Here is a 13,513-nt window from a genome sequence, read left to right as displayed (position 1 = left end):
GCCGTGCGGAGGTCAACGACGGCGTTCGTGGCTCAGGCCTTGGCCTCGAGGGCGTCGGCGAGCGCGGTGAAGAACTCGGTGTAGGTCTGGATCGACTCGTTGGTGTACGTGTCCGCCGGCATGTACACGATGTTGCCCTCGGAGACGGCCGTGACCGAGGAGAGCGCCTCGGAGGCCTCGAGGACCTCGCTGGCCGGGGTGTACTCCGGATCGTCTGCGGAGATCGCCGCATCCCGGTCCATGACCAGGATCCAGTCGGGGTCCGCGTCGGCGATGGCCTCGACGGAGATGTCATCGCCCTGGTGGTCGTCGCTGGCCCCGTCGATCTCGAGCGCGGGGGCCAGCCCGAGCGCCTCGAAGGTCCAGCCCAGGGTGCGGCCCATGCCGGGCGCGATAAAGCCGATGTCCCCGCCGGAGGTGGTGACGGCCATGACGGTGGAGGTGCCGTCATAGGCGGAGCGCACGCGCTCCATGGCGGCGTCGAGGTCGGTGCCGAGCTGCTCGGCCTCGGTCTCCTTGCCGAAGACCTGGCCCAGCACGCCCACCTGGCGCTTGAGCTCGTCGGCGAAGGGCTCGCCCTCGCGCGGGTCCAGCTCGAGGACGGTGGCCTCGGGGGCGAGCTCCACGAAGTCGTCGTGGTACTGGGTGAACCGCTGCCCGTTGACGATGAGGGTGGGCTCGGCGGCGACCACGGCCTCGAGGTCGGGCTCGCGGTGCAGGCCCAGGTCGATGATCGACTCGTCGTCCTTGAGCGGGTTGGTCGTCGGCATCAGCGCCCGCGCGGCGGCGGTGAGGGTGACGCCCCAGTCGGAGAGCGTCTCGAAGGTGCGGTTGTCGGTCGCGACCACGGAGGCCGGCGGGATCTCGACGGTCTGGGTGCCGTTGTTGTCCTCGACCTCGACGGTGCCCTCGGCCGCGATCTCGTCGGCGGCGCCGGCGCCGGTCTGGTCGGAGGAGGTGCCGCAGGCGGTCAGGACGAGCCCGAGGGCGCCGGCGGTGGACAGGGCGCCGAAGTGGCGGCGGGTGAAGGACGTCATGGAATGGCTCTCTCAGGAAGGCTCCGGGCGCCGCTGTGCGGTCTGCCCTGCAGGGACTCCACTGAGGCTAGCCTTCCCTGAGCGGTTTTCGCCACTCGGGACTTGCTTTAATACCCGAATTCACCCCTCGGACGCTGTGGACCTGGTCACAGACGCCGGCGGGCGGGAGATCTTCGGTGACTGTCGATCTGGGCCCGGTCCGTTCGTCATAGTGGTGTCCGGGCCGCTCGGCCCGGTCGAGGCACCACCGGAGGAGCCACCATGAAGTACGTCCTGCTGCTGATGGGAAACCTGGCCGACGACCGCTGCGGGGAGACCGGGGAGGGCCCCGGCCCCGAGGAGTTCATCGCCTTCGACGCGGAGCTCCAGGAGGCCGGCGTGCTGGCCGGCGGCTTCGCCCTCACCGATCCGGAGGAGGGGACCAGCCTGAGCAGGGCCTCGCGGGAGGCCGAGCCGGTGATCACCGCCGGACCGTATGCGGAGAGCCGGGAGTTCGTGGGCGGCACCATCGTGATCGAGGTCGATTCGCTCGACGATGCCCTGGCATGGGCCGAGAAGTGCCCCGGCGCGATCGGGGGCCGCATCGAGATCCGGCCGCTGCTCGAGATGTGAACGGGATGATCCCTGAGGCGGCGCCCGGACGGCGGCCGACGGACGACGTGCTGGCCCGGATGCACCGGGAGGAGCACAGCCGCCTGCTGGCCACCCTGGTGCGTCGCTTCGGCGATCTCGACCTCGCCGAGGACGCCGCCCAGGAGGCGATGGAGAGCGCCCTGCGCACCTGGCCCGCGCAGGGCGTGCCGCGCAGCCCGCCGGCCTGGCTCACCACCGTCGCGACCCGGGTCGCCCTGGACCGGGTGCGGCGCGACGCCACCTATGCCCGGCGCCTGGCCGAGCTGCGCCTCCAGGACGGCCCGGCCGTCGCACCGCCGGCCGATGTTGGTGCGCCCTCCGGCGAGGACCTGCCCGATGACCGGCTGGCGATGCTCATGGGCTGCTGCCATCCGGCGATCGCCCCGGCGGACAGGATCGCGCTGATGCTGCGCTTCGTGGGCTCGCTGAGCACGGCGGAGGTCGCGCAGGCACTGCTGGTCCCGGTGCCGACCCTGCAGGCGCGGATCACGCGGGCGAAGAAGCGGATCATGGCGAACCGCATCCCGCTCGCGGTGCCGACGGACCCTGCCGAGCGCGCCCGACGGCTGCCGCTCGTGCTGACCGCGATCTCCCTGATCTTCACCGAGGGATACGCGGCGACCAGCGGCGACACCGCGCTGCGGCGCGAACTCACGGCGGAGGCGATCCGGCTGGCCCGCATCACCCACCGCCTGCTCCCCGGCCTCGCCGAACCTCAGGGGCTGCTCGCCCTGCTGCTGCTCACCGAAGCGCGCTCCCCGCCCGCGAAGATGCCGAGGGGATCCCGGTCCCCCTCGAGGACCAGGACCGCTCCCGCTGGGACGGGGAGCTGATCACCGAGGGGCTCGGCCTGGTGAAGGCGGCCGCCGCACGCCAGGACTCCGGTCGCTTCACGATCCAGGCCGCGATCGCCGCGGTGCACGCCGAGTCCTCTCGCTTCGAGGACACCGACTGGCCCCAGATCGTGGCGCTGTACGACCTGCTGCTCGCCCGCGGCGACGATCCGGTGGTGCGGATGAACCGCGCCATCGCCGTGGGCAGAGCACAGGCGCCGACCGACGGGCTCGCGCTGCTGGAGCAGCTGGCCGCGGACCCGGAGCTGTCGCGCCACCACCCTTTCCACATCGCCCTGGCCCTGTTCCGCGAGGAGCTGGGGCGGACGGAGGCGGCCGTGACCGCCTGGCATCGGGCGCTGGACCTGGTGGGCAGCACGGCGGAGCGGCGGTTCATCGAGCAGCGTCTCGCCCGTCACGAGGAGTGAGGCACGACAGAGAGCGGCATCGGCCCCGCGGCGCCCGTCCGCTCAGGCCTTGGCGGAGCCCCTGCCCTTGGAGAGCAGCAGCGCGGCCGCGATCGCGAGCAGCCAGCTGTCCTTGGCGATCGGGGTGCCGTCCTGGGTGGGGCGCACGCCGTCGGGCTCGGTCATCCCCGGGGTGCGCAGATACATCGACACCATCGAACCGGAGAACGCCGCCAGGCCCAGGCCCGCGACCCTGGTCGGCACGAAGGGCAGCAGCAGGGAGGCGCCGACGGCGATCTCGCCGTAGCTGAGGAACTTCGCGAACTGCTCGGGGGTGAGCCTGCCCAGCGGCGGAACGCCCTGCGCGGCCATGCCCTGCAGGCCCTGGGCCGTCTCGGCGGGCATGCCGAGCTTGCCGATGCCGGAGTTGAGGATGAACGCGCCGGGGACGGCGCGGAGAACGGCGGTGCTGAGCGACATGGGGGACTCCTGGATCGAGGTGGTTTCACTTTCAACGATAAATCACGACGGGCGTGGTGTCGACCCGGCACGGGACACTGAGGTGATGCCGTCCACCCTCGCCCCTCTCCGCACCCGCCCGGAGGCACGATGAGCACCCTCGCCCTGTCCCTGGTGCTCGTCGCAGCGCTGTGCCATGCGCTGTGGAATCTCGCCGCGAAGCGGGTGCAGACCGACGCCTTCGCCTTCGTCTGGCTCTATGACCTGGCCTCCGTGGTGCTGTGGGCGCCGCTGGCGATCACCGTCCTGGTGCTCTCCGGCGGCGGACTGTCCCCCACCCTGCTGCTGGCGACCCTCCTCTCCGGACTCCTCCACATCGCCTACCAGCTGACGCTCCAGACGGGATACGCCCGTGCCGATCTCGGGATCGTCTACCCCGTCGCGCGAGGCGTCGGCCCGGTGCTGAGCATGGCGATCGCGGTCCTCGTGCTCGGGGAGCGACCCGGCGCGGCGGCGGCCGCAGGAGCGCTCGTGGTGGTCGGCGGCATCCTGGTGGTCGCGACCGGACGCTCGAGGACCGGGGGCCGCGGGGTGCGCGCCGGGGTCGCCTGGGGCGGCGCCACCGGGCTCTGCATCGCCGGGTACACACTGTGGGACAGCATCTCGGTGACCACCTTCGGCCTGCCCCCGGTCTCCTACTTCGTGATCACCTGCCTGTGGCAGGTGGTGCTCATGACGCCGCGGCTGCTGCGCCGGCACCGGGAGAGCGTCCGGCCGGTCCTGGCGCGGCACTGGCCGGACATCGCCCTGGTCGCGGTGCTCTCACCGCTCGCCTACGTGCTGGTGCTGACGGCGATGCAGACCGCGCCGGTCTCGCTCGTCGCCCCTGCCCGCGAGTCGAGCATCGTGGTGGGCTCGCTGCTGGCCTGGTGGCTGTTCAAGGAGCCGGACCTGCTGCGACGGATGCTGGGCGCAGGGATCGTGCTGGTCGGGATCGTGCTGATCGCGGCGTGACCCCCGCAGCCGGTCCATCTCCTTGCGGACCCGCTCCTCGCTCTGGCCGGGGCCGACCGGCCCCCGGCCTGCCAGAACAGCCGATCCTCCGGGCACCCGTCATACCCCCTGGTCAGGCGTGGGCGAGGATCTCTCCGTGCAGCAGGGAGAACCAGCCGTCGGGATCCTCGGCCCAGCCCAGGAAGACCTCCGCGAGTGCCGCGCGCTCCTCCGCCTCCGCCCAGCCCGCCCGCTCGAGCTGCGCCGCGAAGGGGCCTGCGGTGAGCCGGCCGGCGCAGGTCTCGGCCCAGGCGCGACGGGCCTCGGCGGTCGCGTACAGCCAGGTGGAGGCTCCTGGGGTGACGTCCTCGAAGCCGGCTGCGTGTGCCCAGGCCAGCAGGCGTCGGCCGGCGTCCGGGGTGCCGCCGTTGGCGCGGGCGGCGCGCAGGTACAGCTCACGCCAGCGGTCGATGCCCGGGGTCTCGGGGAACCAGCGGAAGCCTTCGTAGTCGCTGTCGCGGGCGGCGACGACCCCGCCGGGCCGGGTGACGCGGCGAAGCTCGGCGAGCGCGGTCACGGGCTCGGGCAGGTGCTGGAGGACCTGATGGGCGTGGACCACGTCGAAGGAATCGGCGGGGAAGGACAGCTCCTGGGCGTCGCCCACCACGACCTGGGCACCCTGGATCCCCTGGCGCTCCAGCTCGGCGCGGGTGAGGGCGGCGGCCTGCTCGCTCACCTCCAGCGCGGTGAGATGCTCCGGGCCGACGATCCGGGCGAGGTCGGCCGTGATCGTGCCGGCGCCGCTTCCCACGTCCAGCAGGCGCTGCCCCGTGCGCAGGTGGGGCAGCAGGTGCGCCGCGGAGTTCGCGGCGGTGCGGGTGCGGTGGCTGTCCAGCACCGCGGCACCGTAGCCGTGGGTGTACGCGGGAGCAGAGTGCGCTGTGGTGTCCGGCATGGCACGACGCTATGCAAGGCGCGCCCGTCGGACCAGGAGCGACCGCCCCGTGGTCGCCCTCGTCCTCACCGCGGCGGCGCGCCCCCGGCGGCCAGATGGCGCAGGAGCGCCGCGACCTCCTCCGTCCGGTCCTGCTCGCTGACCTTCATGGAGATGTCCTTGCCGTCGCGCACATGGACCCGCAGCCGCCCGGAGATCAGGCGCTTCTCGAGCTCGGCCCCCTGGATGCTCGCCGCCGGGGCCTCCTGGAGGACCGTCCAGCCGCGCAGGCGGTCCATCACGTGCATCACCCGACGGTCGGTGACGATCAGCAGCGGGAAGGTGTCCGAGCGCAGCGCCCCGACCGCGACCTCGTACACGGTCTCCTCGGGATGGAGCACCTGCTGCGGCAGGTTCGCGTCCGCCGCGCGGAAGCGCAGGCCCCGGTTCTTGGCCATGGCCTCGCGGTAGCTCGTCTCCGCACGGCTGTGCGAGGACGTCTCCGCGATGTGCTGCGCGAGCACGGCCTCGGCATCGTCCCCGTGGGTCTCACGGAGGGATCTCTGCAGTTCGGCGGCGGCTCGCAGCTGGTCTCGCTTCTTCCCATCCATGGGACGACCATACGGTGCCTCCCCGCGCGTCTGCCATGTCCACTGGCACCGCCTTCCCAGCAGCGGCTCCCGTCCCGTGGGGAGTTCTCCCCATCGCCGGATCGCCGGCGCACCTCTACGGTGGGGACGGTCGATGAACGCGGGGCCGAGACAGGGCGCCGGGCAGAGCGCGAGGGGACACATCATGAGCGGCTTCTACGGCGCCGACACGGGCCAGCTGCGACACCACACCGAGCTGCTCCGCACCCGTGCACGCTCGCTCACCGAGCTGCGCGAGCGCCTGCAGCCCGCCGTCATGGACGAGAGCGCCTGGCACGGCGCGGATGCCGACGGATTCCGGACCCGATGGACCTCCCGGACCACGGCCCTCTTCGACGATCTCGTCACCCGGATCGCGCAGCAGGCCGGCGACCTCGAGCAGCACGCCGAGGAGCAGGACGCGGCCTCCTCGCCGACGGGAAGCGGGGGCGGCAGCGGAGGCGGCGGAGGCGGCGGCGCTTCCGAGGGCGGCGCGGATGCTGGGACCTCCTGGTGGGATCGCGTCACCGGCGGTCTCGAGGTGTACAACACACTGCAGAATGCGTTCAGCAACGGCAAGGACGTCTGGGACACCCTGCGGGTCATCGACCGCTCCACCGACCTCATCGACGGCGCCGAGGACATCTTCCAGCTCGCTGCCGGGACGTGGAAGTACGGGCAGGACATCACCGGGGTCGTCTTCAACCGCGGCACCGAGTTCAGCGGCCTGGTGAGCAAGCTGGTCGGAGAGCTCCCCTTCCCCGTCCCCACCGGTGCCGGCACCCGGAACTTCTTCGGCTTCGTCGACGACGCCGCGGGGTGGGCCTCGAAGGCGGCGCCCTTCCTCGACGACGTGGCTCCGTTCGTCGGCAAGGCCCTGCCCGGGCTGGACGTCGTCTTCGGCGGTGCCCAGATGATCGAGGGCATCCAGAGCGGGGACACCTTCAGTGCGATCACCGGCGGTGCCAGCGCCCTCGGCGGCGGTCTGATGCTCGCGGGAGGTGCCATGTCCGCGACCGGCGTCGGCGCCGTCATCGGCGGCCCGCTCGTCGCCGCCGGGGCGATCATCTCCGGGGGCGCGGCCCTGGCCGACGTCGGCAGGATGGTCTACGACAACTGGGACTCGATCTCCGCCACGGCGTCGGACGCCTGGAATGCGACCACCGATTTCGTCGGGGACACCGCCGGGGCGGTCGCCGATACCGCCGGCGATGTCGTCGACTCCGTCAGCGACGGCATCTCCGATGCGGTCGACGGGCTCGCCGACGCGATGCCCTGGTGACCCCTCCTCCACCCACCTCGGCCGTGAGAAGCTGACACCGCTCGCCGGCGCACCACGAGCACCGGCCGGCCCATCGATATCCAGGGAGTCGACCCCGCATGAGCACCACCACCCAGTCCCCCTCGGCCGAGCCCACCATCACCCAGCGCGACATGCTCGGTGCGATGGAGGTGCTCGCCACCACGGAGCCCGAGCCGAGCGTGCTGCTGATCCTCACCGACGAGGAGCTCATGGGCCTCGACGGCGCCTCCGCCCTCGAGCTCCTGGGCAGCCCCTACCTCGACCAGGAGGTCGTGGACCGGACGTCCTCGGCCGCCGCCGCGCTGCGGTCCCTGACCGCCCGCGGGCTGGTCCGCCCGGGGGGTGAGAGCGTCGAGGACGAGGGGGAGCTGGTCTCCGGTCCCGGCGATGCCCCGCGACGCGCGATGCAGCTGGATCGTCGGCTGGCCGGCGTGGTCACCCTGCGACGCATCCCCGATGCGATGGTCACCACGAGCCGCACCCTGAACGGCGGCTCGACCACCCTGGCGCACTACCTGTTCCCCCGGGGCGGTGTGCTCGAGGAGTACGTCTCGATCGACGGCTTCCACCACTTCAGCGTGCCGGAGCTGGAGACCGTGCCCGATCGGATCCGACGGTTCGTGGATCCGTTCGAGGCGGCCGGGGAGGACGGCGATCCCGAGACGGTCACCGCGGCCGAGGTCACCCGGAGCATCGACGTGGACGATGCCCGTGCGGTCTCCGTGCTCACCGCCGTCGCGGAGGGGGCAGGCCGCCAGGCCACGCTGATCGCCACCTCCGACCGGGTGCGGGTGCTGGACCACGGGCCCCTCGGCGAGGAGACCTCGCCGCACGATGAGCTGCAGATCTCCGACGTGTCCTCGCAGAGCCTGCTCGGCGTGATCGATGTGCTGATCCCCCGCCCCGCGGACGTTGAGGACGAGGCGACTCCCGGCAGCTGAGGGACCGCGCGGCAGCGCGCGGGGAGGCGCCCGGAGAAGAGCCCCGGGCGGGAGCACCGCTCGCACGAGGCGCGCCTCGCTCACCCGCCGTCGGCCCTCACCGGGGCGTCGGCACGGGACCCCAGCGCCGCCCGCCGGTCCCGGAGGGCCGCGGCGGTCACCACCGCGATGCCCACCACTGCCCCGATGGCGGTCTCCAGCACCCGGGCCTCGAGCAGCGCGCCGATCGGCTGCGGATGGGCGAGCTGGACCATCAGCAGGGCCAGCGGCGTGATGAACAGCAGCGCGAAGGAGTAGTTGCGCATCGCGTACATCTCGGCGAGGAACTGCATGACCACCACCCACACCACCAGCTGCCACGGCTGGACGGGGAAGGACAGCAGGAAGGCGGTGGTGACGATGCCGAGCGCGGTGCCGACGATGCGGTGCAGCCCGCGTTCGACCTGCAGGGTGCGGCCCGGAGCCGACAGCGGCGCGATCGCCGCGATCTGCGCCCAGTACGGGAACGGCAGCCCGGAGGCGAGACCGAGCGCCCCGGCGATCGCGGAGGCGACCGCGAAACGGCCGAACTCCGCCCCCAGCTGCGCCCGCGACCAGGTCTCCGTCGCGGTGCGCACCCCCGCGCCGGGGTGCCGCTCCCCCGCCCAGTGGCCGAGCAGTCCCAGCACCACGCACAGGGACGCGCAGGCCCCGGCGATGAGGAAGGCGGCCCAGATCGGTGCGGCCGGCGGGGCGGAGGCGACGGCGGCGACCGCGAACAGCGGGAAGATCGCCCCGCCCGGCTTCAGGCCGAGCCGCAGCACCACCGCGGCGACCAGCCCCGCCACGATCGACCCTGCCATGAGGACGGTCCAGGACTCCGCGAGGTCGCTCATCGACTCCCCGAGCTGCGCGAGGGTCGCGCCGAGGGTCACGCACACGGTGAGCAGCGCCCCGGCGATCACCTGGCGCCGGAAGCGCATCCGCGTCGGCTCGTACCGCGAGTAGATCCCGGTGAAGGCCCCGAAGCCGACGAACATCGCCCACTGGACGTGCCCCGTCACCAGCAGCAGGGACAGCGGGATCGCCAGGCCCAGGGCGATGCGGAGGGCCGGGATGTGGTCCACGCGGCGCGGGCCGAGGCTGAACAGGCGCTTCGCCGACGTCCGGATCCGGGCGGGTGCTGCGGGCACGGGACTCCTTCCGGGACGTGCGCCGGGGGACGCACCGGTCCAGGGTATGGGCGCCGGCCCGGCCGGTCACCCCCGGATCGGCTCACACCCGTGGGAGACTGACGAGCGTCCCTGCCCCGCCGTCGGCCAGCGTCCACCGGCCCACCTCCCCCGGAGTCGACATGACATCCCCTGACCGCCCCGCCTCCGCGCCCGCCGCCCCCGTCGGCGGCGCCGGCGTCATCGAGACCACCGGCATCGAGATCATCGCCGAGACCGAGAGGACCGCGAAGCCCCGGGACCTGGTCTGGCCCTGGTTCGCCGCGAACGTCTCCGTGTTCGGGATGAGCTACGGCTCGTACCTGCTGGGCTTCGGCATCAGCTTCCTGCAGGCGACGGTGGTGGCGGTCATCGGCATCATCATCAGCTTCCTGCTGTGCGGACTGGTCGCCATCGCGGGCAAGCGCGGCAGCGCCCCCACCATGGTGCTCTCCCGCGCGGCCTTCGGCGTGCACGGCCAGAAGGTGCCCGGGATCGTCTCCTGGCTGACCTCGATCGGCTGGGAGACGTCGCTGGCGATCTCCGCGGTGCTCGCCACCGCGACCGTCTTCGACGTGCTGGGGCTCGCCTCGGGCCAGGCGGTGACCGTGATCGCCACGGTCGTCATCGCGGCGCTGATCGTCGGCGCGAGCGTGCTCGGCTATCACACCATCATGAAGCTCCAGTCGATCCTCACCTGGGCGACCGGTGCGATGACGATCCTGTTCATGATCCTCACGATCCCCCACATCGACTGGGCCGCGGTGGCCTCGATGCCGCACGGCTCCCCCCAGGCGATGATCGGTGCGCTGGTGATGGTGATGACCGGCTTCGGGCTGGGCTGGATCAACATCGCGGCGGACTGGTCGCGGTACCAGAAGCGCACGGCCTCCGACGGATCGATCGTGCTGTGGAACACCGTGGGCGGGGCCGCCGCCCCGGTGGTGCTGGTGATCTTCGGCCTGCTGCTGGCGGGCTCCGACGAGGGCCTGGCCGGCGCCATCGAGAACGATCCGATCGGCGCCCTGGTGACGATCCTGCCGCTGTGGGCGCTGATCCCGTTCTGGATCGTGGCGGTGCTGACCCTGGTCTCCGGCGCAGTGCTGGGCATCTACTCCTCCGGACTCACTCTGATCAGCCTCGGGATCCGCATCCCGCGCCCGGCGGCCGCCGCGGTCGACGGGCTCATCCTCACCGCCGGCACCATCTGGGTGGCGTTCTTCGCGACCAGCTTCATCGGCCCGTTCCAGAGCTTCCTGATCACCCTCGGCGTGCCGATCGCGGCCTGGGCCGGGATCCTCATCGCCGACATCCTCACCCGCCGTGCGGACTACGACGACCAGGCGCTGTTCGATCCTGCCGGCCGCTACGGGGCCTTCGACTGGACCTCGATCCTCACCATGGCGGTCGCCTCGGTGCTGGGCTGGGGCCTGGTGGTCAACTCCTTCACCGAGGCCGCTCCCTGGAACAACTGGCAGGGCTACCTGCTCCAGCCGCTGGGCCTGGGCACCTTCGTGGACGATCCGGCCGGGTCCTACTGGGACGGGAACTGGGCGTACTCCAACATCGGAGTGCTGCTGGCGCTGGTGCTCGGCTTCGTCGTGACCTGGTTCGCCCGGCGCGGGAAGATCCGGGCGCAGGAGCAGCGCTGAGGATCCTCGGACGGGGCTGAGGATCCTCGGACGGGACTGAGCCACCGAGCATCGACCTGCGGGCAGCAGGGGCGGGTGGCCATGAGTGCGCACGACACGCCGCACCCGGCCCGCAGGGCCCATGCTGTCCTCATGCGCCCCTCACCGCCCCACCCCGCCCTGCCCTGGCTCGCAGCACTCGGGGTGATGCTGATGTGGGCCTCGTCCTTCCTGGTCATCCGGGTCGCAGGCCATGACTTCTCCCCCGGGGCGATGACGCTCCTACGGGTGAGCGCCGCCTCGATCGCGCTGCTGCCCCTGCTCCTCCTGGGCCGGGTGCGGGCACCCCGGAGCCTGCGGCTGTGGGCAGCGGTGGCCGGCTGGGGCATCGCCTGGTTCGCGGCCTATCTCGTGGTGCTCAACGCCGCCGAGCTCTTCCTCGATGCGGCCACGGCGGCGATGCTGGTGAACCTGGCTCCGCTGATCGTGGCGGTCGTGTCGGGCCTGCTGCTCGGCGAGGGGCTCTCCGTACGGCTGCTGGCCGGGGTGCTGGTCGCCTTCAGCGGCATCGTGCTGATCTCCGTCGGTGCGTCCACCGGGGGTCTCTCGGGCGTGGGCATCATGCTGGGGCTGGTGGCGGCGCTGCTCTACGCCGGCAGCGTGCTCGTGCAGAAGCTCCTGCTCGCCCACGTCGACTCCCTCTCGTTGACGGTGATCGGCGTGCTGGCCGGTGCCCTGGCCTGCCTGCCCTTCGCCCCGACCCTCCTGGCTGAGATGGGAGCGGCTCCGCTCGGAGCGATCCTCGGCGTCATCTACCTCGGGCTGTTCCCGACCGCCGTCGCGTTCCTGCTGTGGGGATACGCCCTGACCTACACCGGTGCCGGACTGCTCAGCTCCTCCTCTCTCCTGGTGCCCGCCCTCACCGTGGTGATGGCCTGGCTGCTGCTGGGTGAGGTGCCCCCGCTGCTCGCGGCCCTCGGTGGGGTGCTGTGCCTGGCCGGAGCCGGCTTCGCAGTGGCTCCCTCGGTGCTCGGGGCCCTGCGGCCACGGCGACCGGCCGACTACCCTGGCTCCACGTCGTTCTCGTCGTACCTCGAGCACCGCCCGGAGAGGATCCCGCCCATGTCCCCTGAGCCCGACCCCCGCCGGGCGCCCTGGCTGCTGATCGTCGACCCGCAGCAGATCTTCGCCGCCCCCGGCTCGGACTGGGCCTCGCCGTTCTGGGAGCAGAGCTGGCCGCGGATCCAGGCGTTCGCCGCTCGGGTCGGACCCGAGCGCACCCTGCTCAGCCGCTGGCTGCCCACGGCGGATCGCAGCACCGCCTGGGGCGAGTACTTCCGGGCCTGGCCCTTCGCGGACGTCCCCGCCTCGGAGCCGCTCTACCAGCTGGTCGACGGCGCCGCGGCGCTCACCGCCCACCCCACCGTGGACGAGCCGACGTTCGGGAAATGGGGGCCGCAGCTCGAGGGGATCGTCGGCCCGGCCCCGCAGCTGCTGATCGCAGGGGTCTCGACCGACTGCTGCGTGCTCACCACCGTCCTCGCCGCGGCCGACGCCGGAGCGTACGTCACCGTGGTCACCGATGCCTGCGCGGCCTCGAGCCCGGAGAACGGGACCGCTGCCCTGCACGCCATGAGCCTGTTCTCCCCGCAGGTGGAGCTGAGGCCCAGCGCGGACGTCCTCGACAGCGTGCGACCGACGACAGGAGGAGACGACGATGGCGACGCCTGAGCCCGTCTGGGCGGTCGCGGGCGAGCGCACCGTGACCTGCACGCACTGCGGCCAGGGATGGTTCTGGACCCGCCGCATCGTGATGAGCAGCAGCACCGCGAGCCTGTTCGGCATGGACGGGTTCAGCCCGGAGGCCGCCGTGCTCTCGTGCACCAAGTGCGGCAAGCTCGAGCTGTTCGAACCGACGGCCCTGCAGCTGTTCACCTCCACGTCATGACCGCGGCCGAGGCGACCCCGCCCGCCGGGGGCGGCGCCCTGCTCACCGTGGGCCACGGCCGGCTGGAGCGGGACCAGCTCGCCGACCTCCTCACCGGGGCCGGGATCACGCAGCTGGTGGACGTGCGCCGCTTCCCCGGCTCCCGCACCAACGATGCCGCGGCGCGCGGCGCGGTCGAGGAGATCTGCACCGGGGCCGGCATCGGCTACCGCTGGGACGAGCGGCTGGGCGGGCGGCGCCGACTCACCAAGGACGAGGACGCCGCCTCCCCCGACACCTGGTGGCGGGTGACGCAGTTCCGCGCCTACGCCGGCTGGACCCGCAGCGATCAGTTCCGTGCCGGGATCTCCGCGCTGCGGGACGACGTCTCGCACGCCCGCACCGCGGTGATGTGCTCGGAGGCCGTGTGGTGGCGCTGCCATCGCCGACTGATCGCCGACGTGATGCTGCTCGAGCACGGGGTCGAGGTCCTCGACCTCATGCACTCGGGACAGCAGCGCCCGCACGAGCCCAGCGAGGGCGCCCGTCTGGGCGAGGACGGGCACGTGGTGTGGGATCTGCCCGACGAGTCGTGA

Annotated in this window: 14 protein-coding genes and 1 pseudogene; 10 read left to right on the top strand and 5 right to left on the bottom strand. The window is 72.3% G+C overall.

Annotated features, from left to right (window positions below; all coding sequences use genetic code 11):
• Positions 1-32: 32 nt before the first annotated feature.
• Complete coding sequence (locus CFK38_RS03450) at positions 33-1,037, bottom strand: siderophore ABC transporter substrate-binding protein (protein WP_096801818.1); 1,005 nt, start codon at positions 1,035-1,037, stop codon at positions 33-35.
• Positions 1,038-1,298: 261 nt separating this feature from the next.
• Between CFK38_RS03450 and CFK38_RS03445 the strand changes: the two genes are divergently transcribed.
• From CFK38_RS03445 to CFK38_RS17495, 3 genes and pseudogenes are all read left to right on the top strand, one after another.
• Complete coding sequence (locus CFK38_RS03445) at positions 1,299-1,649, top strand: YciI family protein (protein WP_096801817.1); 351 nt, start codon at positions 1,299-1,301, stop codon at positions 1,647-1,649.
• Positions 1,583-2,478 (top strand): annotated as a pseudogene (locus CFK38_RS03440) (RNA polymerase sigma factor); the annotation flags it as partial. The gene CFK38_RS03445 and the pseudogene CFK38_RS03440, both read left to right, overlap by 67 nt.
• Positions 2,479-2,523: 45 nt before the next feature.
• On the top strand, positions 2,524-2,931 hold the full coding sequence (locus CFK38_RS17495) for an RNA polymerase sigma factor (RefSeq protein WP_245851207.1): 408 nt from the start codon (positions 2,524-2,526) through the stop codon (positions 2,929-2,931).
• A 42-nt stretch (positions 2,932-2,973) separates the two neighbouring features.
• Here the strand turns inward: CFK38_RS17495 and CFK38_RS03435 are convergent, their stop codons facing one another.
• A complete protein-coding gene (locus CFK38_RS03435; protein ID WP_096801816.1) occupies positions 2,974-3,390 on the bottom strand; it encodes a DoxX family membrane protein in 417 nt (138 codons plus the stop codon).
• 129 nt (positions 3,391-3,519) lie between these two features.
• Between CFK38_RS03435 and CFK38_RS03430 the strand changes: the two genes are divergently transcribed.
• Positions 3,520-4,383, top strand: a complete 864-nt coding sequence (locus tag CFK38_RS03430; RefSeq protein ID WP_096801815.1) for a DMT family transporter — start codon at positions 3,520-3,522, stop codon at positions 4,381-4,383.
• 112 nt (positions 4,384-4,495) lie between these two features.
• Here CFK38_RS03430 and CFK38_RS03425 read toward each other — a convergent pair whose 3' ends face one another.
• Both CFK38_RS03425 and CFK38_RS03420 read right to left on the bottom strand, forming a co-directional pair.
• Positions 4,496-5,317 carry a methyltransferase domain-containing protein gene (locus CFK38_RS03425; protein WP_096801814.1) on the bottom strand — a complete coding sequence of 274 codons (822 nt, stop codon included), beginning with the start codon at positions 5,315-5,317 and terminating at the stop codon, positions 4,496-4,498.
• A gap of 65 nt (positions 5,318-5,382) precedes the next feature.
• Complete coding sequence (locus CFK38_RS03420; RefSeq protein WP_096801813.1) at positions 5,383-5,907, bottom strand: PH domain-containing protein; 525 nt, start codon at positions 5,905-5,907, stop codon at positions 5,383-5,385.
• Positions 5,908-6,091: 184 nt separating this feature from the next.
• On the opposite strand from CFK38_RS03420, the gene CFK38_RS03415 reads away from it, so the two are divergent.
• Positions 6,092-7,207 carry a hypothetical protein gene (locus tag CFK38_RS03415; RefSeq protein WP_096801812.1) on the top strand — a complete coding sequence of 372 codons (1,116 nt, stop codon included), beginning with the start codon at positions 6,092-6,094 and terminating at the stop codon, positions 7,205-7,207.
• A 98-nt stretch (positions 7,208-7,305) separates the two neighbouring features.
• A complete protein-coding gene (locus tag CFK38_RS03410) occupies positions 7,306-8,169 on the top strand; it encodes a hypothetical protein (protein ID WP_096801811.1) in 864 nt (287 codons plus the stop codon).
• An 80-nt stretch (positions 8,170-8,249) separates the two neighbouring features.
• Here CFK38_RS03410 and CFK38_RS03405 read toward each other — a convergent pair whose 3' ends face one another.
• A complete protein-coding gene (locus CFK38_RS03405; RefSeq protein ID WP_157773334.1) occupies positions 8,250-9,341 on the bottom strand; it encodes an FUSC family protein in 1,092 nt (363 codons plus the stop codon).
• Between the two features lie 161 nt (positions 9,342-9,502).
• Between CFK38_RS03405 and CFK38_RS03400 the strand changes: the two genes are divergently transcribed.
• The 4 genes from CFK38_RS03400 (at position 9,503) to CFK38_RS03380 (ending at position 13,513) form a co-directional block, all read left to right on the top strand.
• The gene (locus CFK38_RS03400; protein ID WP_096801810.1) at positions 9,503-11,011 is read left to right on the top strand and encodes a purine-cytosine permease family protein; all 1,509 of its coding nucleotides are present in this window, start codon (positions 9,503-9,505) and stop codon (positions 11,009-11,011) included.
• Positions 11,012-11,143: 132 nt separating this feature from the next.
• Positions 11,144-12,721 carry an isochorismatase family protein gene (locus CFK38_RS17820; RefSeq protein WP_338025018.1) on the top strand — a complete coding sequence of 526 codons (1,578 nt, stop codon included), beginning with the start codon at positions 11,144-11,146 and terminating at the stop codon, positions 12,719-12,721.
• Complete coding sequence (locus tag CFK38_RS03385; RefSeq protein WP_096801809.1) at positions 12,708-12,938, top strand: hypothetical protein; 231 nt, start codon at positions 12,708-12,710, stop codon at positions 12,936-12,938. The genes CFK38_RS17820 and CFK38_RS03385 overlap by 14 nt, the downstream gene beginning before the upstream one ends.
• A complete protein-coding gene (locus CFK38_RS03380) occupies positions 12,935-13,513 on the top strand; it encodes a DUF488 domain-containing protein (protein ID WP_096801808.1) in 579 nt (192 codons plus the stop codon). Before CFK38_RS03385 ends, CFK38_RS03380 begins: the two co-directional genes overlap by 4 nt.

The organism is Brachybacterium vulturis (genome assembly GCF_002407185.1).
Lineage (GTDB): Bacteria > Actinomycetota > Actinomycetes > Actinomycetales > Dermabacteraceae > Brachybacterium > Brachybacterium vulturis.
The sequence above is the reverse complement of the archived record's forward strand: the minus strand, read 5'-3'. Positions and strand labels throughout refer to the sequence as shown.

Coding starts and splice junctions, on each gene's coding strand:
- CFK38_RS03450 (WP_096801818.1), bottom strand. CDS start 1,037: ATGACGTCCTTCACCCGCCGCCACTTCGGCGCCCTGTCCACCGCCGGC.
- CFK38_RS03445 (WP_096801817.1), top strand. CDS start 1,299: ATGAAGTACGTCCTGCTGCTGATGGGAAACCTGGCCGACGACCGCTGC.
- CFK38_RS03435 (WP_096801816.1), bottom strand. CDS start 3,390: ATGTCGCTCAGCACCGCCGTTCTCCGCGCCGTCCCCGGCGCGTTCATC.
- CFK38_RS03430 (WP_096801815.1), top strand. CDS start 3,520: ATGAGCACCCTCGCCCTGTCCCTGGTGCTCGTCGCAGCGCTGTGCCAT.
- CFK38_RS03425 (WP_096801814.1), bottom strand. CDS start 5,317: ATGCCGGACACCACAGCGCACTCTGCTCCCGCGTACACCCACGGCTAC.
- CFK38_RS03420 (WP_096801813.1), bottom strand. CDS start 5,907: ATGGATGGGAAGAAGCGAGACCAGCTGCGAGCCGCCGCCGAACTGCAG.
- CFK38_RS03415 (WP_096801812.1), top strand. CDS start 6,092: ATGAGCGGCTTCTACGGCGCCGACACGGGCCAGCTGCGACACCACACC.
- CFK38_RS03410 (WP_096801811.1), top strand. CDS start 7,306: ATGAGCACCACCACCCAGTCCCCCTCGGCCGAGCCCACCATCACCCAG.
- CFK38_RS03400 (WP_096801810.1), top strand. CDS start 9,503: ATGACATCCCCTGACCGCCCCGCCTCCGCGCCCGCCGCCCCCGTCGGC.
- CFK38_RS17820 (WP_338025018.1), top strand. CDS start 11,144: ATGCGCCCCTCACCGCCCCACCCCGCCCTGCCCTGGCTCGCAGCACTC.
- CFK38_RS03385 (WP_096801809.1), top strand. CDS start 12,708: ATGGCGACGCCTGAGCCCGTCTGGGCGGTCGCGGGCGAGCGCACCGTG.
- CFK38_RS03380 (WP_096801808.1), top strand. CDS start 12,935: ATGACCGCGGCCGAGGCGACCCCGCCCGCCGGGGGCGGCGCCCTGCTC.